This window comes from Streptomyces sp. NPDC001222 (assembly GCF_042896945.1).
GTDB classification, from domain to species: domain Bacteria; phylum Actinomycetota; class Actinomycetes; order Streptomycetales; family Streptomycetaceae; genus Streptomyces; species Streptomyces gibsoniae.
The window spans coordinates 295,740-318,605 of the sequence record NZ_JBIAXT010000001.1 but is presented as its reverse complement, the minus strand read 5'-3'; the positions used below and the strand labels follow the sequence as shown (position 1 = coordinate 318,605).

General features: G+C 71.0%; 18 protein-coding genes. 2 read left to right on the top strand and 16 right to left on the bottom strand.

Translation table 11 applies throughout. The features are described 5' to 3' along the window. Positions 1-76: 76 nt before the first annotated feature. A complete protein-coding gene (locus ACFY2Z_RS01440) occupies positions 77-1,342 on the bottom strand; it encodes a TraR/DksA family transcriptional regulator (RefSeq protein WP_390742130.1) in 1,266 nt (421 codons plus the stop codon). Between ACFY2Z_RS01440 and ACFY2Z_RS01435 the strand changes: the two genes are divergently transcribed. Together ACFY2Z_RS01435 and ileS are read left to right on the top strand one after the other, a co-directional pair. Further along, positions 1,308-1,847, top strand: coding sequence for a hypothetical protein (locus ACFY2Z_RS01435; protein WP_390742129.1), 540 nt, complete (start codon positions 1,308-1,310; stop codon positions 1,845-1,847). The two genes, ACFY2Z_RS01440 and ACFY2Z_RS01435, sit on opposite strands and share 35 nt — an antisense overlap. A 524-nt stretch (positions 1,848-2,371) precedes the next feature. Beyond that, on the top strand, positions 2,372-5,509 hold the full coding sequence (ileS, locus tag ACFY2Z_RS01430; RefSeq protein ID WP_390742128.1) for an isoleucine--tRNA ligase: 3,138 nt from the start codon (positions 2,372-2,374) through the stop codon (positions 5,507-5,509). A gap of 203 nt (positions 5,510-5,712) precedes the next feature. Here the strand turns inward: ileS and ACFY2Z_RS01425 are convergent, their stop codons facing one another. The 15 genes from ACFY2Z_RS01425 to ACFY2Z_RS01355 form a co-directional block, all read right to left on the bottom strand. Then, positions 5,713-6,921, bottom strand: coding sequence for a DivIVA domain-containing protein (locus ACFY2Z_RS01425; protein WP_390742127.1), 1,209 nt, complete (start codon positions 6,919-6,921; stop codon positions 5,713-5,715). A 52-nt stretch (positions 6,922-6,973) separates the two neighbouring features. Then, positions 6,974-7,264, bottom strand: coding sequence for a YggT family protein (locus tag ACFY2Z_RS01420; protein WP_234515022.1), 291 nt, complete (start codon positions 7,262-7,264; stop codon positions 6,974-6,976). 49 nt (positions 7,265-7,313) lie between these two features. Continuing rightward, entirely contained in the window at positions 7,314-7,955 is a 642-nt protein-coding gene (locus ACFY2Z_RS01415; RefSeq protein WP_390742126.1) for a cell division protein SepF, read from the bottom strand. A 129-nt stretch (positions 7,956-8,084) separates the two neighbouring features. After that, positions 8,085-8,804 (bottom strand): YggS family pyridoxal phosphate-dependent enzyme, encoded by a 720-nt coding sequence (locus ACFY2Z_RS01410; RefSeq protein WP_390742125.1) that lies wholly within the window; start codon positions 8,802-8,804, stop codon positions 8,085-8,087. A 6-nt stretch (positions 8,805-8,810) separates the two neighbouring features. After that, on the bottom strand, positions 8,811-9,539 hold the full coding sequence (gene pgeF, locus ACFY2Z_RS01405; protein WP_355903932.1) for a peptidoglycan editing factor PgeF: 729 nt from the start codon (positions 9,537-9,539) through the stop codon (positions 8,811-8,813). Then, the gene (ftsZ, locus tag ACFY2Z_RS01400) at positions 9,536-10,729 is read right to left on the bottom strand and encodes a cell division protein FtsZ (RefSeq protein WP_365158813.1); all 1,194 of its coding nucleotides are present in this window, start codon (positions 10,727-10,729) and stop codon (positions 9,536-9,538) included. The genes pgeF and ftsZ overlap by 4 nt, the downstream gene beginning before the upstream one ends. Before the next feature lie 279 nt (positions 10,730-11,008). Then, on the bottom strand, positions 11,009-11,794 hold the full coding sequence (locus ACFY2Z_RS01395; RefSeq protein ID WP_390742124.1) for a cell division protein FtsQ/DivIB: 786 nt from the start codon (positions 11,792-11,794) through the stop codon (positions 11,009-11,011). Between the two features lie 108 nt (positions 11,795-11,902). Continuing rightward, positions 11,903-13,000 carry an undecaprenyldiphospho-muramoylpentapeptide beta-N-acetylglucosaminyltransferase gene (murG, locus tag ACFY2Z_RS01390; protein WP_365158807.1) on the bottom strand — a complete coding sequence of 366 codons (1,098 nt, stop codon included), beginning with the start codon at positions 12,998-13,000 and terminating at the stop codon, positions 11,903-11,905. 6 nt (positions 13,001-13,006) lie between these two features. Then, positions 13,007-14,365 carry a putative lipid II flippase FtsW gene (ftsW, locus tag ACFY2Z_RS01385; protein ID WP_390742123.1) on the bottom strand — a complete coding sequence of 453 codons (1,359 nt, stop codon included), beginning with the start codon at positions 14,363-14,365 and terminating at the stop codon, positions 13,007-13,009. A gap of 144 nt (positions 14,366-14,509) precedes the next feature. Beyond that, positions 14,510-15,937 (bottom strand): UDP-N-acetylmuramoyl-L-alanine--D-glutamate ligase, encoded by a 1,428-nt coding sequence (murD, locus tag ACFY2Z_RS01380; protein ID WP_390742122.1) that lies wholly within the window; start codon positions 15,935-15,937, stop codon positions 14,510-14,512. Next, entirely contained in the window at positions 15,919-16,992 is a 1,074-nt protein-coding gene (gene mraY, locus ACFY2Z_RS01375; RefSeq protein WP_311690864.1) for a phospho-N-acetylmuramoyl-pentapeptide-transferase, read from the bottom strand. Before mraY ends, murD begins: the two co-directional genes overlap by 19 nt. Next, positions 16,989-18,404: a UDP-N-acetylmuramoyl-tripeptide--D-alanyl-D-alanine ligase gene (gene murF / locus ACFY2Z_RS01370; protein ID WP_390742121.1), complete on the bottom strand. Its 1,416-nt coding sequence runs from the start codon at positions 18,402-18,404 to the stop codon at positions 16,989-16,991. The genes mraY and murF overlap by 4 nt, the downstream gene beginning before the upstream one ends. A gap of 4 nt (positions 18,405-18,408) precedes the next feature. Next, positions 18,409-19,938: a UDP-N-acetylmuramoyl-L-alanyl-D-glutamate--2,6-diaminopimelate ligase gene (locus tag ACFY2Z_RS01365; protein WP_390742120.1), complete on the bottom strand. Its 1,530-nt coding sequence runs from the start codon at positions 19,936-19,938 to the stop codon at positions 18,409-18,411. Between the two features lie 204 nt (positions 19,939-20,142). Then, positions 20,143-22,113, bottom strand: a complete 1,971-nt coding sequence (locus tag ACFY2Z_RS01360; RefSeq protein ID WP_390742119.1) for a peptidoglycan D,D-transpeptidase FtsI family protein — start codon at positions 22,111-22,113, stop codon at positions 20,143-20,145. 5 nt (positions 22,114-22,118) lie between these two features. Beyond that, the gene (locus ACFY2Z_RS01355) at positions 22,119-22,688 is read right to left on the bottom strand and encodes a hypothetical protein (RefSeq protein WP_390742118.1); all 570 of its coding nucleotides are present in this window, start codon (positions 22,686-22,688) and stop codon (positions 22,119-22,121) included. Positions 22,689-22,866 lie beyond the last annotated feature (178 nt).

Genomic DNA, 22,866 nt, shown 5'->3' with positions numbered 1-22,866 from the left:
CCCTCAACCTAGGTGCCTGACTGAGGACGAGAGTACGGCACGACCTCGCCGGACCCGTCGTTCAGGAGGGGCACCGTTACCGGCGTTCCTGTTTCTGCTTGCACTCCACGCACAGTGTGGCCCGTGGAAATGCCTGCATACGTGCCTTGCCGATGGGATTGCCGCAGTTCTCGCACAGACCGTAGGTTCCGGAGTCGAGACGATCCAGGGCGCGCTCGGTCTGTTCCAGCATCTCGCGCGCGTTGGCGGCGAGCGCCATCTCGTGCTCGCGCGTGATGTTCTTGGTGCCGGTGTCGGCCTGGTCGTCGCCCGCGCCGTCCCCGGAGTCGCGCATCAGGCCGACCAGCGCCTGCTCGGACGCGTCGATCTCGCCGCTCAGGCGCGCCGCGTCGCTCTCCAGCTCGGCGCGTGCCTCGGCGACCTCCTCGGGGGTCCACGGGGCCTCGCCGGGGCGCACCGCCAGTTCGCCGGGCTCCACTGCGGCGATCCGCGCCTTGGGGACCGCCGTGGGGGTCGTCGCCGTCGTGGCCGTGCCAGGGGTCTTCTTCGCAACCACCGTCGTGGCTCCCGTCTGCTCCGCGGCCTTGCCAGCGCCCGCCTTCTTGGCCGTGCTCTTTCTGGCCGCACTCTGTGTGGGGGTGCTCTTCCCGACCACCGCCCTCTTGGTGGCGGCGCCGGTCGCCGCCCTGTCGGCGACGTTCTTCCCCGCCGCCTTCTCGGTGACCGTGCCGGTCCCCGCCGCCTTCTCGGTGACCGTGCCGGTCCCCGCCGCCTTCTTGCGGGCCGCGGCCTTCCGCGCCACCGGTCGCTCGGGACCGCCTTTCTCCTTGGCCGCCCGGGTTTCGGCGACGGCCTTCCCGGGCGAGGCCTTCGACGAAGACGCTTTCCCGGATCCGGTCTTCTTGGTCTTGGCCGCCGCCTTCCCGGCCCGCGCCTCCGGGGTGCCGGTCTCCTTGACGGCCGCCTTCCCGACCGCCTTCCCGGCAGTCGTCCTCGTGGCGGCGGACCCGGGGACAGCCGCCTTGCCGGCCGGGGCCCTCCCCGCCGCCTTGCGAGGCGTCGCCTTCCCGGCAGCCGCCTTCTTGCCGGCCTTTTTCCCGGCAGCCTTCTTCCCAGACGCTGTCTTCTTCCCCGCCGCCCTCGTGACCACCGCTTTCCCGGTGGCCGACTTCCGTCCGGCCGCCTCCCGGACCGCCGCCTCCCTGACGGCCGTCTTCTCGGGCGCACCCTCGAAGGCCTCCTCGGAGGCGCCCTCGGCGGCCTTCCTCCTGGAGGCGGTCCCGCGCGTGGCCTCCCGGGTGCCCGCCTTGGTGGCCCCCGCCTTCGTCGTGCCCGTCCTCATGGCTGCGGTCTTCCCGGCGGCAGCCCCGTGGACCGGGGCCTCCGCCGTGGCCGGCGTCCCGGCGGTCCCCGCCGCCGAAGCCCTCTCCGCGTGGCCCGCCGCCTCTGTACGAGCCGTTGTCCCGGCGGCCGTCCTGCCGGTCACCGGCCTTCCCTCGGCCGTCGCGCTCCCGGCGCTCCCCGGGGTCGCGGCCGCCCTTGTGCGCCCGGTCCCGGCGGCGGGCGCAGGCGGCGCCTTCACCGGTCTGGCCGTACGCCTCGCCGATGCGCTGTGGGCGTTCTTCGTGCCGTTCACATCCCTGGCAGCCGCCACCCCGCCGGAGGCAGCCGCAGCCGTGGTTCTGCCGAACGACGGCTGCTGTACGGCGGTCTTTTTCGCCACCATGGCCGCGGCCCCTTCACATATTGTGATCTCGCGCGCAAATCGTGCTGGGACGATAAATCGACTTCTGGCCCGCGGCAACGGGGCACGCCAGCGTTTCGCCCGCCCCGCGTGTGCCGCGTGACGAGCCTGCATCCGTTGTGCCCAGCTCTACGCCCGGTAATCCGCCGGGACCACCGCCCCCGGGATCCGGATTCCCGCGCCTCGCCATTCGGGTCACCCGGCGGCTCCGGGCTTCCCGGCCGGTCAAGCCCCGGAAAGCCCGGGAAGAAGGAAAACCGGTCGGCCGCCGTAGGCGCGGCGCCGTACACTGGGCGGAGCGAAAAGCGTGGATGGGGACGAGTAGCGGCGTACGCAGCCCAGAGCGACCCGGGGACGGTGGGAGCCCGGGGGCGAGCGCGACGTGAAGATCACCCCGGAGCCGCCGGAAGAAAGCCTTGGACAGCGGGCCCCGCCCAGGGACCGCACAGGGCCGGTAGACCCGGCATCGCGACCCCAATGAGGGGGCTCACCGGAGCGTAGGGCGCACCGGAGGGCCAAGGAGGGTGGTACCGCGGGAGCGCGCCGCACACGGCGTACGGAGAATTCACCGAATTCCCGGCTCTCGTCCCTCCGACGGAAGGCAGCACGTCCGCCGGAGGAAGATCCATGACGCAGTACCGCCAGGTGCCCGCCCAGGTCGACCTGCCCGCACTCGAGCACGCCGTGCTCGACTTCTGGCGCGAGCAGAAGATCTTTGCCAAGAGCCTGGAGCAGTCCGAGGGCCGCCCCGAATGGGTGTTCTACGAGGGCCCGCCCACGGCGAACGGCATGCCGGGTGCCCACCACATCGAGGCCCGTGTCTTCAAGGACGTCTTCCCGCGCTTCCGCACCATGCGCGGGTACCACGTGGGCCGCAAGGCCGGCTGGGACTGCCACGGCCTCCCGGTGGAGCTGGCGGTCGAGAAGGAACTCGGCTTCAACGGCAAGCAGGACATCGAGGCGTACGGCATCGCCGCGTTCAACGAGAAGTGCCGCGCGTCGGTGACCCGCCACACCGACGCCTTCGCCGAGCTGACGACCCGCATGGGCTACTGGGTCGACCTGGACGACGCCTACCGGACGATGGACCCCGAGTACGTGGAGTCGGTCTGGTGGTCCCTGAAGGAGATCTTCAACAAGGGGCTGCTGGTCCAGGACCACCGCGTCGCCCCCTGGTGCCCCCGCTGCGGCACCGGTCTGTCGGACCATGAGCTGGCACAGGGCTACGAGACGGTCGTCGACCCGTCGGTCTATGTCCGTTTCCCGCTCACCTCCGGTCCGCTGGCCGGGCAGGCCGCGCTCCTGGTGTGGACGACGACCCCGTGGACGCTGGTCTCCAACACCGCGGTCGCCGCACACCCCGAGGTCACCTATGCGGTCGTGACGAACGGCGAGGAGAAGCTCGTCGTCGCCGAGCCGCTCGTCGGCAAGGCGCTCGGCGAGGGCTGGGAGACCACCGGGCAGAGCTTCACCGGCGCCGAGATGGAGCGCTGGACGTACCAACGCCCGTTCGAGCTCGTGGAGTTCCCCGAGCCCGCCCACTACGTGGTCAACGCCGAGTACGTGACCACCGAGGACGGCACGGGTCTGGTCCACCAGTCCCCCGCGTTCGGTGAGGACGACCTCAAGGTCTGCCGCGCGTACGGCCTGCCGGTGGTCAACCCCGTCCGCCCCGACGGCACCTTCGAGGAGGACGTCCCGCTGGTCGGCGGCGTCTTCTTCAAGAAGGCGGACGAAAAGCTCACCGAGGACCTCCAGCAGCGCGGTCTGCTCTTCAAGCACATCCCGTACGAGCACAGCTACCCGCACTGCTGGCGCTGCCACACCGCGCTGCTCTACTACGCGCAGCCGTCCTGGTACATCCGCACCACGGCCGTCAAGGACCGCCTGCTCGCGGAGAACGAGAAGACCAACTGGTACCCGGAGACGGTCAAGCACGGCCGCTTCGGCGACTGGCTGAACAACAACATCGACTGGGCTCTGTCCCGCAGCCGCTACTGGGGCACCCCGCTGCCGATCTGGCGCTGCGAGGACGACCACCTCACCGTCGTGGGCTCCCGCGCGGAGCTGACCGAGCTGACCGGCACGGACCAGTCGGGCCTGGACCCGCACCGTCCGTTCATCGACGAGGTCACCTTCGCCTGCCGCCACGACGGCTGCGGCAAGACGGCCACGCGCGTGTCGGAGGTCATCGACGCCTGGTACGACTCGGGTTCGATGCCGTTCGCGCAGTGGGGCTACCCGTACAAGAACAAGGAGCTGTTCGAGAGCCGCTACCCGGCGCAGTTCATCTCCGAGGCGATCGACCAGACCCGCGGCTGGTTCTACACGCTGATGGCGGTCGGCACCCTGGTCTTCGACCAGTCCTCGTACGAGAACGTGGTGTGCCTCGGCCACATCCTCGCCGAGGACGGCCGCAAGATGTCCAAGCATCTGGGCAACATCCTGCAGCCGATCCCGCTCATGGACCAGCACGGCGCGGACGCGGTCCGCTGGTTCATGGCCGCCGGCGGCTCCCCCTGGGCGGCCCGCCGCGTGGGCCACGGCACGATCCAGGAGGTCGTCCGCAAGACGCTGCTGACGTACTGGAACACGGTCGCCTTCCAGGCGCTGTACGCCCGTACGTCGGGCTGGGCGCCCAGTGCGGCGGACCCGGCCCCGGCCGACCGCCCGGTGCTGGACCGCTGGCTGCTGTCCGAGCTGCACGCGCTCACCGACCAGGTGACCGAGGCCCTGGAGGGCTACGACACCCAGCGCGCCGGCAAGCTGCTTTCGGCGTTCGTCGACGACCTGTCGAACTGGTACGTCCGCCGCTCCCGCCGCCGCTTCTGGCAGGGCGACAAGGCCGCGCTGCGCACCCTGCACGAGGTCCTCGAGACGGTCACGAAACTGATGGCCCCGATCACCCCGTTCATCACCGAGCGGGTCTGGCAGGACCTGATCGTGCCGGTGACCCCGGGCGCCCCGGAGTCGGTGCATCTGGCCGCCTGGCCCGAGGCGGACCTCTCCGCGATCGACCCGGAGCTGTCGAGGCAGCTCGTGCTGGTGCGCCGACTCGTCGAGCTGGGCCGGGCCACGCGCGCGGAGTCGGGCGTCAAGACGCGTCAGCCGCTGTCCCGCGCGCTGATCGCGGCGGCCGGCTTCGAGACGCTGAACCCGGAGCTGCACACGCAGATCACCGAGGAGCTCAACGTCGAGGACCTCGCCTCGCTGAGCGAGGTCGGCGGCAGCCTGGTCGACACGACGGCGAAGGCGAACTTCCGCGCACTCGGCAAGCGGTTCGGCAAGCGCGTCCAGGATGTGGCCAAGGCGATCGCCGGCGCCGACGCGGCGGCTCTGTCCCTGGCGCTGCGCGAGGGCACGGCCGCGGTGGAGGTCGACGGTGAGACGATCGCCCTCGCACCCGACGAGGTGATCATCACGGAGACCCCGCGCGAGGGCTGGTCGGTGGCGTCCGACTCGGGTGCGACGGTCGCGCTCGACCTGGAGATCACCGAGAAGCTGCGCCAGGCCGGCCTCGCCCGGGACGCGATCCGGCTGATCCAGGAGGCCCGCAAGAACAGCGGCCTGGATGTCGCCGACCGCATCGCGCTCCGCTGGACCTCGACGGACCCGGCGGTGATCGCGGCACTGGCCGAGCACGCGGAACTGATCGCGGACGAGGTCCTCGCCCCCCAGTTCGCTCAGGGTGAGGCGGACGAGACCTACGGCGAGCCGTTCACCGACGACTCCCTGAGCCTCACCTTCCGCCTGCGCAAGGCCTGATGCCCGCACGAAGGCCCGGGCCCGCCGGAGAAATCCGGCGGGCCCGGGCCTTCGGCGTTGCGTACCCACGCACAGCCGCTCCCCCGACCGAACAGACGGGGCAAAAACCCCGAACGCGCGTAGCACAAGGGCGGGGCCCCGGATCACTCGATCCGGGGCCCCGCCCTGAAATGCTGCCGACTCCTATGGCTGACGCAAAGACGTCAGTTGTCGTCCTCGTCGATGAGGAAACCGCGCATCGGCGAGGGCGCCTGGCCCATCGAGGGGCCCTGCGGACGCACCGGCGCCATCGGCTGAGTCATCGCCGGGGACATCTGCTGCTGACCGCCGTAGGACGGAGCGGAGGGAGCCGGGCCCCCACCCATCGTCTGGTTGCCGCCGTACGACGGGGCGCTCGCGCCCGCCGGAGCCATCGACGGAGCCGAGGGCGACGGCAGGGACGGCGCGGCCGGGCTGCGCGGCGGGGCCAGCGAGTCGTCGGCCTGGGTCTCCAGCTGGCGCAGCTGCGACTCCAGGTAGGACTTCAGACGGGTGCGGTACTCGCGCTCGAAGCCGCGCAGGTCCTCGACCTTGCGCTCCAGCGTGGCGCGGGCGGACTCCAGGGAGCCCATCGCGACACGGTGCTTCTCCTGCGCGTCCCGCTCCAGGGCGTCGGCCTTGGCACGGGCGTCGCGCTCCAGACCCTCGGCACGGCTGCGGGCCTCACCGACGATCTTGTTGGCCTCGGAGCGGGCCTCGGCGATCGCCTGGTCGGCGGTCTGCTGGGCCAGCGAGAGGACACGCGCGGCGCTGTCGCCGCCGGGACCCTGACCGGGCATGCCCGGACCGCCCATGGGGCCGCCCATCGGACCGCCCATGGGGCCACCCATCTGCTGCTGCATCGGGGGCTGGCCCCCCATCGGCCCCTGGCCCATCGGACCTTGTCCCATCGGACCCTGACCCATCGGGCCCTGGCCCATCGGACCCTGACCCATCGGGCCGGGCCCCTGGGGACCACCCTGACCGCCGCCGGGGCCGGCAGGCAGCTGCGGGGCACCGCTCGGCAGCTGGGGCGGGCCACCCATGGGGCCACCCATCTGCTGCTGCGGCGGGCCCGATATGCCGGCGGGTACGGGACCACCGGGACCGCGCATGCCCTGCGGGGGCATCCCCTGCTGGGGCATGCCCTGCTGAGGCATCCCCTGCGGCTGGTCCTGCGGCTCCGGAGGCTTCCGCATGTTCTGCTGGTTCTGCGCGGCGGCACGGGTCGCCGCGGCCAGCTTGGCGCGCAGGTCCTCGTTCTCCCGGAGCAGACGGGTCAGTTCGGCTTCGACCTCATCGAGGAAGGCATCGACCTCGTCCTCGTCATAGCCTTCTCGGAGGCGGACGGTCGTGAACTGCTTGTTCCGCACGTCCTCGGGGGTCAACGGCATCTCTTCACCTCAACGTAGTCATCGGCAGTCGGCAAGACCGTATCGTCCACATTCACCTCGCGAGATTCCCCACGATGGAGATCAGGATGTAGACGATGATCATCAGTACGAAGAAGGACAGGTCGAGCGCCACGCCCCCGAGACGCAGCGGCGGGATGAACCGCCGCAGAAGCTTCAACGGTGGATCAGTGACAGTGTAGGTGGCCTCAAGAACGACCACCATCGCCTTGCCGGGTTGCCATGAGCGGGCGAACTGGAACACATAGTCCATGACCAACCGGAAAATCAGCACGACGAGGAAGCACATCAGCGCGATGTAGACAACCTCCAGGAACACGCCCATGATCCGTGCTGCCCTCTCCCCTGTTCCTTGCTCTATCCGGTCGTGCGTCTCAGCTCTGGTTGAAGAACCCGCCCTCTGCGATGCGGGCCTTGTCCTCCGCCGTGACATCGACGTTAGCAGGAGACAACAGGAACACCTTCTGCGTCACCCGCTCGATACTGCCGTGAAGACCAAACACCAAACCGGCCGCAAAGTCGACAAGTCGCTTCGCATCTGTGTCATCCATCTCAGTCAGATTCATGATCACCGGCGTGCCCTCACGGAAGTGTTCCCCGATGGTACGGGCCTCGTTGTAGGTCCGGGGGTGGAGCGTGGTGATCCGATACGGCTCTCGTTCGGACACGACCTTGGGCATGATCACCGGTGCGCTCTTCTCCAGGCTCTGGCGTTCTTGTGTGATGGATGCCACGGGAGCGATCCGGGCAGGACGCCCGGATTCCGCGGGCAGCGAAGGGGAATGGGACACCGGATCGCGCTGCGCCGGCGGCTGGACCACTCGCACCGACTCGTCCCGTTGGGGCTGAAGTGTCTGGTGTGACTGGTGGGACGGCTCGTGCCGCCTGTGGTCCCGCTCCGGTTCCGGGTCCAGCTCGGGCTCGAAGTCATCGTCGGGATCGAATCCCCGGCCGTCGTACCCATCGTCCTCCACGAGGCCGAGGTAGACCGCCATCTTGCGCATCGCGCCGGCCATGCTCTGAGTCCTCCGCTCTGTGGTGGATCCGCTGACGACCGCCAAGTGCCCGCGATCCACGAGGTCGTTTCGCCCGCCTATCAGCGGTAATGACCATATTTTCTGCTGTGGTCCGACTTCTTGGCGACGTTACCCGAGCCCGGGGCGGACTCCGAGTACCGCAGTGCCGACGCGCACATGTGTCGCCCCGGCAGCCACGGCCTGTTCGAGGTCCGCACTCATTCCTGCCGAGACCATGGTTGCAGCCGGATGGGCCCGGCGCAGGTCGGTCGACAAAACCATCAGCCGCTCGAACGCCGCCTGTTGACGCCCCGCGTACTCCCCGCTGAGCGGCGCGACGGTCATCAGCCCGTCCAGCCTCAGCCCGGGGGCCTCGGCGACGAGATCGCCCAACTCTTCGATTCCTTGGGGCGCCACGCCTCCCCGCTCCCCCCGGCCGCCCTCGTCCGCGTCCAGCGCGACCTGGAGGAGACAGCCGATCTCACGCCCGACGCGCACGGCCTCCTTCGACAGCGCCGTGACGAGCCGCGAACGGTCGACGGACTGCACAAGATCTGCGTAACCGACCACAGATCGCACCTTATTGGTCTGCAACTGGCCCACAAAATGCCATGTAAGCGGCAGATCCGAGCATGCGGCCGCCTTCGGTGCCGCGTCCTGGTCCCGGTTCTCGGCGACGTCACGCACACCGAGTTCCGACAGAATTCGCACGTCGTCGGCCGGATAGGTCTTGGTGACCACGATCAGGGTCACCTCCTCGCGCTTGCGCCCGGCGGCCCGGCAGGCGGCCGCGATGCGCTCCTCGACCTTCGCGAGGTTTGCGGAGATTTGTTGCTTACGGTCCGTCATGCCCCATCAGTCCAGCCAGACATATCCCGCGAGCCGACCCGTGGTCCGGTCGCGGCGGTACGAGAAGTGGTCACCCGACTCGCGCGTGCACACCGGCGACTGCGCCCGGTCGCACACCCCGAGCCTTTCGAGCTGCGCGTGCACGCCGGCGGCCACGTCGACCGCGGGAGTGCCCCAGCTCGTCTCGGCGTGCGCCGCCGGCTCGACGGCGGCCACCTCGGCGCGCATCTGCTCCGGCACCTCGTAGCACCGGCCGCAGACCGTGGGCCCCGTGCGGGCGACGATCCGGGACGGCTCGGCGCCCAGTTCCATCATCGCGCGGACGGCGGCGGGGACCACCCCCGCCACCATGCCGGGCCGGCCCGCGTGGGCGGCGGCCACGACCCCGGCCACGGGGTCGGCCAGCAGAACGGGGGTGCAGTCGGCGACGAGCACGGCGAGCGCGAGGTCGCGCCGGGTGGTGACGATCGCGTCGACCTCGGGCACCGGCCGCGCGCCCCACGGCTCGTCGACCACGGCCACGTCCCGGCCGTGCACCTGGTTCATCCAGACCACCCGGCCGGGGTCCAGGCCCAGCGACTTCGCGGCCAGTTCCCGGTTGGTGCGCACGGCCTCGGCGTCGTCGCCGACCGCGCCGCCGAGATTGAGCTCCTCGTACGGAGCGGCGCTCACCCCACCCCACCGGTCGGTGAAGGCGAAGTGCGCGCCGCTCGCGGTGTCGCGCTGTCCTATCACTTGAGGAAGTCCGGCACGTCCAGCTCCTCGGCCGCGCTGTCCGAGTAGGTCCGGGACGGCGGGATCGGAGGCGGGGTGACCGGCAGCTCGCTCACCGGCTCCGGGGCGGGCTCCGGCGCCTCCTTCGGCGTGACGCTGCCCAGCGAGCCGAAGGACGGGCGGCTCTCGGCGGGACGCGACGGGGCGGGCTCCTCGCGCCGCGCCGAGGACGAGCCGAGGACGTTCTCCCGCTTGGCGGGCGGCTGGCCGCCGTCGAAGCCGGCGGCGATCACGGTGACCCGCACCTCGTCGCCGAGGGCGTCGTCGATCACGGCGCCGAAGATGATGTTGGCCTCGGGGTGCGCGGCCTCGCTCACCAGCTGGGCGGCCTCGTTGATCTCGAAGAGGCCGAGGTCGGAGCCGCCGGAGATGGACAGGAGTACGCCGCGGGCGCCGTCGATGGACGCCTCCAGCAGCGGCGAGGAGATCGCCATCTCGGCCGCGGCCACCGCGCGGTCGTCGCCGCGGGCCGAGCCGATGCCCATGAGGGCGGAACCGGCCTCCGACATGACCGACTTGACGTCGGCGAAGTCCAGGTTGATCAGGCCGGGGGTGGTGATCAGGTCGGTGATGCCCTGGACACCGGAGAGCAGCACCTGGTCCGCCGACTTGAAGGCGTCGAGCACGGAGACCTGGCGGTCCGAGATGGACAGCAGCCGGTCGTTGGGGATGACGATGAGGGTGTCGACCTCTTCGCGCAGCTCGGCGATGCCGTCCTCGGCCTGGTTGGCGCGGCGGCGTCCCTCGAAGGTGAACGGGCGCGTGACCACACCGATGGTGAGGGCGCCGAGGGAGCGCGCGATGTTGGCCACGACGGGCGCGCCGCCGGTGCCGGTGCCGCCACCCTCACCGGCCGTCACGAAGACCATGTCGGCCCCCTTGAGGACCTCCTCGATCTCCTCGCGGTGGTCCTCGGCGGCCTTGCGGCCGACGGCCGGGTTGGCGCCGGCGCCGAGTCCGCGGGTGAGTTCACGGCCGACGTCGAGCTTGACGTCGGCGTCGCTCATCAACAGAGCTTGCGCGTCGGTGTTGATGGCGATGAACTCGACGCCCTTGAGACCGACCTCGATCATCCGGTTGATGGCATTGACACCACCGCCGCCGACACCGATGACCTTGATGACTGCGAGGTAGTTCTGCGGTGCTGCCACGTCGAAGGCCTCTCGCCTCGAATTACGTTGCCGGCGCCCCGCGGGTGCCCCGCGGTCCGACGGCAGATGCCGAATGGGACGGTCCGAACGCCGACCCGAACCCTCACCCTGAAGTTTAGGGTTACCAGTGTGTCTGTTCCTTGGACTCTTCCGAACAGGACACTAAGTCGACAAGTGGCGCGCGTACAACGAACACGCCGAACCTCCCGTTTTTCTTTTCACCCTATGTGATCAGCCGTAGCGGTGCCCAACCAGGGTGCTGGCCTGCGCGGATGTGCGTCAACTTCCCGATGACGCGGGAGCGGTGGGGACACTGACGTCGAAGTGCCGTGCGTGGGGCGCGGCTTTCATCAGTGCGGTCAGCGTGACCGCCTTCGCGCGGCCCTTGTCCCCGCTGCCCCACAGCACGGTCCGGCCGTCGCCCAACTCCAGTGAGATGGAGTCGTAGGTACGGACCTTGACGGCACGGGTGCCACGGGCCACGGCGGCCGGGACGGCCTGGGCCACCCGGACCGCCTCACGCACCAGCCGGTCGGTGCCGAAGCGCTGGGGGCCGGACGACGGGGGCGGCGCGAGTTCCAGCGCGGGGACCCCCTTCGGGGCCTGCGCGACCGTCGCGAACCGCACGCCCTCCCGGTCCACTTCGACATACTTCGCACCGTCCCGGACGAGCAGGACCGGGCTGCGCTCGGTCACGTTCAGTGCGATTCCGTGGGGCCAGGAACGGACGGCGTCCACGGTGTCGATCCGGGGCAGTCTCCGGCGCAGCCGCGCCTCGATCGCGCCGGTGTCGAGGGAGACCAGCGGCGTGCCGAGCCGTACGCCGGCCGCGTCGCGCACCTGCGCCGGGGTCAGCTCACGGGTGCCGGAGACGGAGACCCGCTGCACGCGCAGCCACGAGGAGCCGTACAGCAGCCAGATGGAACCGCCGCTCACCAACACCAGCAGAATCAAAAGGATGACGAGCATACGAAGGCGACGAAGCCGCCCAAGACGGGGCGGCAAGGGCGGGCCGGACTCCCGTTGCTGCCGCCCGTCACGCTCGGCGGTCGTCGGTCCGGCCACGCGCCCTCCGTTTCCTGGCCCGGTTCTGCCCCGGCCGTCGGCCGGGGAGACCCCCCACCGGGGCGCTCAGGCGCCCCTTCGGCTCGCTCGCCCCACCCGTGCTCCGGGTCAGCCGGCGGCCCGTGCCGAGGCGATCGCCTCGTACACCATGCCGACCAGCAGCTCGTCGGCGTCCCGGCGGCCGAACTCGCTGGCGGCGCGGGACATCTGGTACAGCCGGTGCGGGTCGGCGAGCACGGGCAGTACGTTCTGCTGGACCCAGTCGGGCGTCAGCTCCGCGTCGTCGACCAGCAGTCCGCCACCGGCCTTGACCACCGGCTGGGCGTTCAGCCGCTGTTCGCCGTTGCCGATCGGCAGCGGGACGTAGGCGGCCGGGAGCCCGACGGCGGACAACTCGGCGACGGTCATCGCGCCCGCGCGGCAGAGCATCATGTCGGCCGCGGCGTATGCGAGGTCCATCCGGTCCACATACGGTACCGGGATGTAGGGGGGCATCCCCGGCATCTGGTGCACCTGCGGCAGTTCGTTCTTCGGGCCGACCGCGTGCAGGATCTGGATTCCGGACTGCTGAAGGTACGGGGCGACCTGCTGGACCACCTCGTTGAGCCGGCGGGCGCCCTGCGACCCGCCGGAGACCAGCAGGGTCGGCAGGTTCGGGTCGAGCCCGAAGGCGGCGCGGGCCTCCGGACGCACGGCGGCGCGGTCCAGGGTGGCGATGGAGCGGCGCAGCGGGATGCCGATGTAGCGGGCGCCGCGCAGCTTGCTGTCCGGCGAGGAGACGGCGACCCGGGCCGCGTAGCGCGAGCCGATCTTGTTGGCCAGGCCGGGCCGCGCGTTGGCCTCGTGGATCACGATCGGCACGCCGAGGCGCTTGGCGGCCAGGTAGCCGGGCAGCGCCACATAGCCGCCGAAGCCGACGACGACGTCCGCCTTGGTGCGCTCCAGGATCTGCTCGGCCGCCTTGATCGTGCCGCGCAGCCGTCCGGGGACGGTGATCAGCTCGGGGGTCGGCTTGCGCGGCAGGGGGACCGCGGGGATCAACGCGAGTTCATAGCCCCGCTCGGGAACGAGCCGGGTCTCCAGGCCGCGCTCCGTGCCCAGGGCCGTGACCCCCACCGTCGGGTCCTGCCTGCGCAGGGCGTCCGCGAGGGCGAGCGCCGGCTCGATGTGGCCGGCGGTCCCCCCACCGGCGAGTACGACATGCACCGAAATTCACCGCTCTCCGGACGAGCGCGCCGCCGAGGCACGCCGTCGCATCGTGTTCCATCTTCGAGGCCCCCGGTCAGACCCGGAGCCTCCCGCCCGCTTTCTACCAAAGCGAGGTTGCCGCAGCGCAAGCGCCGCCCGTGCACCGGGTTCGTCGCGCGCGAAGGCGATCAGCAGCCCGATGGCGAACATGGTCGGCAGCAGGGCGGATCCCCCGTAGGAGAACAGCGGGAGCGGGACGCCGGCGATCGGCAGCAGACCGAGCACCGCACCGATGTTGATCACCGCCTGCGCGGTGATCCAGGTCGTCACGCCTCCCGCGGCATACCTCACGAAGGGGTCCTCCGTGCGTCCGGCCACGCGGATACCCGCATAGCCTAGAGCCGCGAAGAGGGCGACCACCGACAGTGTGCCCGCGAGACCCAGTTCCTCACCGGTGACGGCGAAGATGAAGTCGGTGTGCGCTTCGGGTAGTTGGCCCCATTTTTCCACGCTGGCACCCAGGCCGGAGCCAAAGATTCCGCCGGACGCGAGCGCATAGATGCCGTGCACGCCCTGCCAGCAGATGTCGTTCGGACCGGGGTCGGTGGCGCCGATGCAGGCGAGCCGGTTCAGGCGGTGCGGGCTGGTCTCGATGGCGATGGCGGCGAGCACCACGGCGATGCCCAGCACCCCGGCGAACAGCCGGGTGGGCGCTCCGGCCAGCCAGAGCAGCCCGAACAGGATCGCGGTCAGGATGATCGTCGTACCCATGTCCCCGCCCAGCATGATCAGCCCGAGCAGCATGAAGGTCACGGGGACCAGCGGCACCAGCATGTGCTTCCACTGGGTGAGCAGCCGTTTGTCCTGTTTCCTGGCGATCAGATCAGCTCCCCACAGCACCAGCGCGAGCTTGCCGAACTCACTGGGCTGAATCTGGAAGGAGCCGCCGAGCGAGATCCAGTTCTGGTTGCCGTTGACCGCCACTCCTATCCCCGGCACCTGCACCAGGACCAGCAGGAAGACGGCTCCCGCGAGGATCGGATAGGCCAGCGCGCGGTGCAGCTTCACCGGCATCCGCGACGCGAGGAGCAGCAGCAGGGCGCCGAGGGAGGCCGCGAGGAACTGCTTGCGGAAGAAGTACGACCCGGGCAGCGACATCTGCAACGCGGTGATCTGCGAGGCCGAGTAGACCATCACCAGACCCAGCACGGTGATCAGCAGGCTGCCGCCGAGGATCAGGTAGTAGGCGGTGAGCGGCCGGTCCCAGGCGCGCCGCGCCCGCGTGACGAACCGGGTGAGCGGGTTCTCGCGCGGGGCGCGGGCGGCCGAGGGCCGCCCGGGGGCGCGCTGGGCGGGCGGACGGCTGGTACGGCTGCTTGGCATCGATGCTCACTTCCCTGCCGTGGAAGCGCGTTCCGCACACGGTCCCGGGCCACCGGCGGAAAGCCGCGGGCGACGCCCCGGCCGCATCCGAGTCACGCGTCCCTCCAAGGGTCCCGAAGCACCCGCCGTGGCCGAACCCCGCCGTCAGGCGCCGGTGGCGCCGAGTTCGCGAACCGCCTCCGCGAAGGCGTCGCCGCGCTTGTTGTAGTTGGCGAACATGTCCATGGAGGCACAGGCCGGTGCCAGCAGCACCGTGTCGCCGGGGCCGGCCAGCCGCCGCGCCTCCCGGACAGCCGCACGCATCGCCCCAGTGTCGGTCTGTTCGAGGTCGACGACGGGTACTTCCGGCGCGTGTCGCGCGAGGGCTTCACGGATCAGCGCGCGGTCCGCGCCGATGAGCACGACACCCCTGAGCCGCTTCGCCGCACCCGCGACCAGTTCGTCGAAGGTGGCGCCCTTGGCGAGGCCGCCCGCGATCCACACGATCGACTCGTAGGCGGCCAACGAGGCTTCCGCGGCATGCGTGTTGGTGGCCTTGGAGTCGTCGATGTACGCGACCCCGTCCACGTCGGCCACATGCGCGATGCGGTGCGCGTCCGGGGTGAAGGACCGCAGCCCGTCCCGTACGGCGTGGGCCGGCACCCCGAAGGCGCGCGCGAGGGCCGCCGCGGCAAGGGCGTTGGCGATGTTGTGCGGGGCCGCCGGGTTCACGTCGGAGACCTCGGCGAGCTCCTGGGCGTTCTTGTGCCGGTCCTCGACGAAGGCGCGGTCGACCAGGATGCCGTCCACGACGCCGAGTTGGGACGGACCGGGCGTGCCCAGCGTGAAGCCGATGGCCCGGCAGCCCTCCTCGACGTCCGCCTCGCGCACCAGGTCCTCGGTCGCCTTGTCGGCGACGTTGTAGACACAGGCGACCCGATTGCCCTCGTAGATACGGCCCTTGTCGGCGGCGTACGCCTCCATGGAGCCGTGCCAGTCGAGGTGGTCGGGCGCCAGGTTGAGCACCACGGCGGAGTGGGCGCGCAGCGAGGGCGCCCAGTGGAGCTGGTAGCTCGACAACTCCACGGCCAGGACGTCGTACTGCTCCTCGCCGAGGACGGCGTCCAGCAGCGAGACCCCGATGTTGCCGACGGCGGCCGTGCGCAGGCCCGCGGCCTTCAGGATCGAGGCGAGCATCTGCACGGTCGTGGTCTTGCCGTTGGTGCCCGTGACCGCGAGCCAGGGAGCGGCGTCCGGGCCGCGCAGCTGCCAGGCCAGCTCGACGTCGCCCCAGACCGGGACGCCCGCCTCGGCCGCCGCGACGAACAGCGGCTTGTCGGGCTTCCAGCCCGGCGCGGTGACGATCAGCTCGGTGCCTTCCGGCAGGGTCGCTCCGTCGCCCAGGCGCACGGTGACGCCGAGCGCCTGCAGCTCCGCGGCCTGCGTCCGGGCCCGCTCGTCGTCGCCGTCGTTGACGACGGTCACGAGAGCGCCGAGCCCGTGCAGCACCTTGGCCGCCGGGACGCCGGAGACGCCGAGCCCGGCGACGGTGACGTGCTTACCCTGCCAGTCGGTCACTTTTCCGCTGCCCATCCCGCGTAGAAGATGCCGAGTCCCACGATGACGCAGATGCCCTGAATGATCCAGAAACGCACCACGACGAGGACCTCGGACCAGCCCTTGAGTTCGAAGTGGTGCTGGAGCGGCGCCATCCGGAAGACCCGCTTACCGGTCAGCCGGAACGAGCCGACCTGGATGACCACCGACATGGTGATCAGGACGAACAGACCGCCGAGCAGTGCGAGCAGCAGCTCGGTGCGGGAGCAGATCGCGAGACCGGCGAGCGCGCCGCCCAGGGCCAGCGATCCGGTGTCGCCCATGAAGATCTTGGCGGGCGAGGTGTTCCACCACAGGAAGCCGAGGCAGGCGCCCATCAGCGCGGAGGAGACCACCGCCAGGTCGAGCGGATCTCGTACCTCGTAGCAGGCGGCCGGGTTGGTCAGGGTCTGCGCGTTGGCGCAGGACTCCTGGAACTGCCAGACGCCGATGAACGTGTAGGCGCCGAAGACGAGCACGGAGGCGCCGGTGGCCAGGCCGTCGAGACCGTCGGTGAGGTTCACGCCGTTCGACATGGCGAGGATCATGAAGATCGCCCAGACCACGAAGAGCACCGGGCCGATGGTCCAGCCGAAGTCCTGCACGAAGGACAGCTTGGTGGAGGCCGGGGTGTTGCCGCGGGCGTCGGCGAACTGCAGGGCCAGCACCGCGAAGGCGATACCGACGATCAGCTGGCCGGCCATCTTCGCCTTGGCCCGCAGACCCAGCGAGCGCCGCTTGACGATCTTGATGTAGTCGTCGAGGAAGCCGACGAGGCCCATGCCGCCCATCAGGCCGAGCACCAGCAGACCGGAGAAGGTCGGCGGCTTGCCCGTGATCACCTTGGACAGGAAGTACGCGGCGATCGTGGCCAGGATGAACGCGATGCCACCCATGGTCGGCGTACCGCGCTTGCTGGCGTGCTCGCGCGGTCCGTCGTCACGGATGTACTGACCGTAGCCCTTGCGGGCGAGCAGCTTGATCAGCAGCGGGGTGCCGATCAGGGTGAGGAACAGACCAATGACTCCTGCGAACAGGATCTGCTTCATCATCGGGCGGCAACCTCACCCTCGGCACCGGTCTCGAGCAGCGCCTGCGCCACGCTCTCGAGCCCGACCGACCGGGACGCCTTCACGAGTACGACGTCTCCCGGGCGCAACTCGCTGCGCAACAGGTCGACCGCCGCCTGTGCGTCGGACACGTGCACCGACTCCTCACCCCACGAACCCTCGTTGTATGCGCCCAGTTGCAGCCAGGACGCTTCCCTGCCCCCGACCGCGACGAGCTTGCTGACGTTGAGCCGGACGGCGAGCCGTCCGACCGCGTCGTGCTCGGCGAGCGCCTCGTCCCCGAGCTCGGCCATCTTGCCGAGCACCGCCCAGGTCCGCCGTCCCTTGCCCATGGCTGCCAGGGCGCGCAGGGCGGCCCGCATGGACTCAGGATTCGCGTTGTAGGCGTCGTTGACGATCGTCACGCCGTCCGGGCGCTCGGTGACCTCCATACGCCAGCGGGAGAGGGAGCCCGCCTCGGAGAGCGCGGTGGCGATCTCTTGCGCAGACATGCCCAGCTCATGGGCGACGGCGGCCGCGGCGAGCGCGTTCGACACGTGGTGCTCACCGTACAGGCGCATGGTCACATCGCTGCACCCGGAGGGTGTGTGAAGGCTGAAGGCCGGCTGTCCACTGTCCGTGAGTCGCACATTCTCGGCGCGTACGTCCGCTTCGCCGGACTCTCCGAAAAGCGTCACCTTCGCCTTCGTACGGGACGCCATGGCGCGTACGAGCGGATCGTCGGCGTTGAGGACGGCGATGCCGCCCTCGTCCTCGGAGGGCAGGCTCTCGACCAGTTCGCCCTTGGCCTGGGCGATCTGCTCCCGGCCGCCGAACTCGCCGATGTGGGCCGTGCCCACGTTGAGCACCAGGCCGATCCTCGGCGGGGTCAGGTCGGTGAGGTAGCGGATGTGGCCGATTCCGCGGGCGCCCATCTCCAGGACGAGGAACCGGGTCTCCTCGGTGGCGCTGAGCGCGGTCAGCGGCAGCCCGATCTCGTTGTTGAGCGAGCCCGGCGTCCACACGGTCGGCGCCTTGTGCTGGAGCACCTGGGCGATGAGGTCCTTGGTGCTGGTCTTGCCCGCGGAGCCGGTCAGCGCCACGAGGGTCGCCCCGAGCCGCTGGACGACATGGCGGGCGAGGGCACCGAGGGCGGCCTGGACGTCGTCCACGACGATCGCGGGCACGCCGACCGGGCGGGACGCCAGCACGGCGACGGCTCCCGCCCGGACGACCGCGTCCGCGAAGTCGTGCCCGTCCACGCGTTCGCCGACGAAGGCGACGAAGAGGGCGCCGGGCTCCGCCTCGCGGGAGTCCCGGACGACGGGTCCGGTGACCTGGACGGACGGATCCGGTATGTCATGCGTCTGCCCGCCGACGACTTCTGCGATCTCGGCGAGGGAGAGGGCGATCACAAGTTCATCCCTGGGTCTTCTGGATAGCTTCGCGAAGCACCTGGCGGTCGTCGAACGGACGGACCACCCCGGCGATGTCCTGGCCCTGCTCATGGCCCTTGCCCGCGACCAGCACGGTGTCCCCGGGCCGCGCGCGGGCCACGGCGGCGGCGATGGCGGCGGCCCGGTCCTCGAAGACCTGCACCTCACCGCGTTCGTGTGCGGGTACGGACGCCGCTCCCTGGAGCATGGTGGCGAGGATCGCCAGGGGATCCTCGGAGCGGGGGTTGTCGGAGGTCAGCACCGCCGTGTCCGCGAGCCGGGCGGCTGCGGCCCCCATCGGGGCGCGCTTGGTGGTGTCCCGGTCGCCGCCGCAGCCGAGCACCACGTGCAGCCTGCCCTCGGTGACCTTGCGCAGGGCGCGCAGCACGGACTCGACGGCGTCGGTCTTGTGGGCGTAGTCCACGACCGCGAGATAGGGCTGCCCGGCGTCCACGCGCTCCAGGCGCCCCGGGACGCCCGGTACGGCGGCGACGCCGTCGGCGGCGGTCTGCGGGTCCAGACCGGCCGCGGCGAGGGCGACGATCGCGGCGAGGGTGTTCGCCACGTTGAAGGGACCGGCCAGCGGCGACCGCGCCGCGATCCGCTGCCCCTCGGGGCCGACCGCGGTGAACAGGGCGTCCATCGGGCCGATCCGCACGTCCTCGGCGCGCCAGTCGGCGTCCGGGTGGCCCTCGGCCGAGAAGGTGACGACCGGGACGCCGGCCTCCTTCACCAGCCGGCGGCCGTACTCGTCGTCGAGGTTCACCACACCGCGCCGGCTGCGCCGCTCGGTGAACAACTGCGCCTTGGCCCGGTAGTAGTCCTCCATGTCGGAGTGGAACTCCATGTGTTCCGGGCTGAGGTTGGTGAAGACGGCGATGTCGAAGACACAGCCGTCGACGCGGCCGAGGACCAGCGCGTGGCTGGAGACCTCCATGGCGACCGCCTCGACCCCGCGCTCGCGCATGACCGCGAACAGGGCCTGCAGATCGGTGGCCTCGGGCGTGGTGCGCTCGGACTTGATGCGCTCGTCGCCGATGCGCATCTCGACGGTGCCGATCAGTCCGGTGGAGCGGGCCGTTCGCAGACCACCCTCGACGAGGTACGCGGTCGTGGTCTTGCCGGAGGTGCCGGTGATGCCGATCTGGAGCAGATCGCGGCCCGGGTGGCCGTAGATCGTGGCCGCCAGCTCGCCCATCCGGGCGCGCGGATCGTCGGCCACCAGGACCGGCAGCCCGGTGGCGGCGGCACGCTCGGCGCCCGTCGGGTCCGTCAGCACGGCCACCGCGCCGAGGCTCGCGGCCTGGGTGACGAAGTCGGCGCCGTGCAGACGTGCCCCGGGCAGGGCGGCGTACACGTCACCGGGGCGGACGGCACGTGAGTCATGGGTGATCCCCGTGACCTCGACGGCGCCGGCCGGGGGCTCCGGGGCGGTGGCACCCAGCTGATCGGCCAGTTCCGCGAGGGGTACGGCGGAGACGTGAACCGGTCGCGGCGGTCCCGGGTATGTCACGGTAACGACCTTCTGGGTGGTTTGGGACTGATCAGCGTGTGGCACGGCGGTGAGCGTACCGGGCGTACCCCCGCCGGGGCTAAAAAGGAGCCCGCGCTCAGCGCGGTCCGGCGAGGACGGGGGCGACTGCGGGGTGTGGTTCCCGGGGTCGGGAGTGATCGTTGTCACGAGCTGGTTCCTGGTCGGTCTCTTCCGTGGAGCTGATCACGGGGTGAACGTGACGGGGAGGTTCGCGGCCTCGGCCCCGGTGGGCGGGACCTGGAGGGTCTTCAGGGAGAACTCCATGACCTGCTTGAAGATGGGGCCGCAGATCTGGCCGCCGAAGTAGCTGCCCTTGGTGGCGTTCTGGATGGCGCAGTAGACGGTGACGCGGGGGTTGTCGGCGGGCGCGAACCCGGCGAAGGAAGACGTGTATCCGCGGTATTTGCCGGTGGCCGGATCCACGCGGTTGGCCGTACCCGTCTTGCCCGCGACCCGGTACCCGGGGATGCGCGCCTTGATGCCCGTGCCCTGCTCGTCGTCCACGACGGACTCCAGCATCTGGGCGAGGGTCTTCGCCGTCTTCGCGCTGACGACCCTGTTCTCCTCGGGTTTCGGGGCCGGTGTGAAGCGGCCGTCCGCACCCTTGGTGCCGCGCACCAGGGTGGGTTCGACGCGGACGCCGCCGTTGGCGATGGTCGAGTAGACCGACGCGGCCTGCACCGCGTTGATCGACACGCCCTGGCCGAAAGGAATCGTGTACTGCTGGGACGTCGACCACTTGTCGGGCGGCGCCAGGATGCCGTTGGTCTCGCCCGGGAATCCGAGTCCGGTGGGCTCCCCGATGCCGAACTTGCGCAGATACGAGTAGAGGACCCGGTTGGCCGCCTCCTGGGTCTTACCGAGCTGGCCGGCCGCCAGGATGGTGCCGATGTTGCTGGACTTGGCCAGCACGCCGTTGAGCGTGAGGTACCAGGTCGCGTGGTCGACGTCGTCCGCGAACAGCCGGTCGCCGCGGTGCAGCCGGTTGGGCACCGTGACATGGGTCATGGGCGTGGCGGCGTTCTCCTGGAGCACGGCGGCCATCGTCATGACCTTGGCGGTGGAGCCGGGTTCGTAGGCGTCCTGGAGGGCCGCGTTGCCGAGCGCCGCCGGACTGGCCTTGGAGAGGTCGTTGGGGTCGAAGCCGGGCGAGTTCGCCATGGCCAGGATCTGGCCGGTGCGGGTGTCCTGCACCACCACATAGCCGCGGTCCGCCTTGGACTTCCGCACCTGTTCGGTGATGGCGTTCTGGGCGGCCCACTGGATGTCGCGGTCGATGGTGAGTTCCACGTCGGTGCCGGCCACGGCGGGCGTCTCGGCCGAGCCCGCGGTCGGCACCAGCCGGCCGCCGGACTGGGCGTAGCGGATCTTGCCGTCCTTGCCGGCCAGTTCCTTGTTCAGCTGCTGTTCGACGCCGCCCCCGCCCTTGCCCTCGGCGTTGACCCAGCCCAGTATCCCGGCGGCGAGGTCGCCGTTGGGATAGACGCGCTTGCTGGTGGGGGTGGCGAGGACGCCGGCGAGCACGTTGACCGTGTCGCGGTCGGTCCCGGCCTTGACCGCGAGCGTGTTCTTCAGGTCCTTGATCTGGTTCCACACCTGGGGGGTCTGGCGGCGGGCCAGCAGGACATAGCGGGTGTGGGGGGTCTTCAGCCTCGCGGTGACCTCGGCGGTGTCCTGGCCGATGATCGGGGCGAGGAGCGCGGCGGCCTGCTCGGGGGCGTCCCGCGTCTTGGTGGCGTCAGGCGTGAACAGCGTGGGGTCGGCGATGATGTCGTAAGCGTCCACGCTGGTCGCCAGTTCGACCCCGCCGCGGTCGGTGATCTCGCCGCGTACGGCGGCCAGGGTGCGCCCCACATAACGGTTCTGGTCGGCCTTGGCGGCGTACGCGCTCGCGTCCACGGCCTGCACCTGGAGCAGTCGTACGACGAAGGCGAGCATCACCAGGGTCAGGGCGAGCCCGACCAGGCGCAGCCGGGGGCGGGGGCTGCCGAGCCGGATGCCGCGGGAGGCGGGGCGACGGGCCGGGGCCGGGCGGCGCGCGGGGCGGGCTCCGGGGCCGGAGCGGGCGCCGGCGGCGGGGCGGCGCCGGGCGTCGGGGCGCACGGGCCGGGCGGGGCCGGGTACGCGGCGGCGCGGCGGTTCCCTGTCGGACACTTCCGTCACCTGCCGGGGGTCGGGGAGGGGTGTGCGGGCGGGGTGGAGGGCGCGGTCGCGGAGCCGGCCGGGGACGGGGAGGCCGGGGACGGCTGCGCCGGGAGGCTCGGTGAGAGTGGGGCCGGGGTGCCCGGGGACGACGCGGGGTCCGGATAGGGGCTGAGCACCTCGGGCGGGCGGGGCGCGGCGGTGTTCACCGCGGGCCGCCCCGCGGCGGCCGAGGGAACACCCTTGACGGTGCCGTCGGGGTTGAGGAACGCGGGGTCGCCGCCGGGGACCATGCCGAGTTCCCGGGCGCGGCGCTGAAGGGCGTCCGGGGCCGCGTAGGCGTCCACGTCCCGCTGGAGGGCCTGCTCCTCATCGGTGAGGTTCTTGGTCTGCCGTTGCAGGTCGTCGAGCTTGAACGCGCCCTCGCTGAGCGCGGAGTTCAGCACGAGGAGCCCGATGAGCCCGCCGCCGAGCAACAGGACGACCAGCAGCACGAAGGGGGTGCGGGCGGCGGACCCACCACCGCCGGTGGGGATGAGACGGGCGAGCCGGGCGGCCCGCCCCCTGAGTTCGGGTTTCCCGCTCACACGGCCTCCCGCCGTGCGGTGGCGGCCGAATGCCTGCGGGTGCGGTGCCGACAGGCGCGGGGCGGCCGGGCCGGGGCCGGGGACCGCCGGGACCGGCGCGGGGCGGGGCACCGGGGCGGGCGCTTCTCGCCCGTCGGCGCACCCGGGCGTCCTGCGGCTGCTCTGTTCACTCGCCCAC

Coding starts and splice junctions, on each gene's coding strand:
- ACFY2Z_RS01410 (WP_390742125.1), bottom strand. CDS start 8,804: ATGACGGACCGTAAGCAACAAATCTCCGCAAACCTCGCGAAGGTCGAG.
- mraY (WP_311690864.1), bottom strand. CDS start 16,992: ATGATGAAGCAGATCCTGTTCGCAGGAGTCATTGGTCTGTTCCTCACC.
- ACFY2Z_RS01420 (WP_234515022.1), bottom strand. CDS start 7,264: ATGGGCGTGTTCCTGGAGGTTGTCTACATCGCGCTGATGTGCTTCCTC.
- ACFY2Z_RS01440 (WP_390742130.1), bottom strand. CDS start 1,342: ATGAGGACGGGCACGACGAAGGCGGGGGCCACCAAGGCGGGCACCCGG.
- ACFY2Z_RS01415 (WP_390742126.1), bottom strand. CDS start 7,955: ATGGCCGGCGCGATGCGCAAGATGGCGGTCTACCTCGGCCTCGTGGAG.
- ACFY2Z_RS01425 (WP_390742127.1), bottom strand. CDS start 6,921: ATGCCGTTGACCCCCGAGGACGTGCGGAACAAGCAGTTCACGACCGTC.
- ftsW (WP_390742123.1), bottom strand. CDS start 14,365: ATGCCAAGCAGCCGTACCAGCCGTCCGCCCGCCCAGCGCGCCCCCGGG.
- murD (WP_390742122.1), bottom strand. CDS start 15,937: ATGGGCAGCGGAAAAGTGACCGACTGGCAGGGTAAGCACGTCACCGTC.
- ileS (WP_390742128.1), top strand. CDS start 2,372: ATGACGCAGTACCGCCAGGTGCCCGCCCAGGTCGACCTGCCCGCACTC.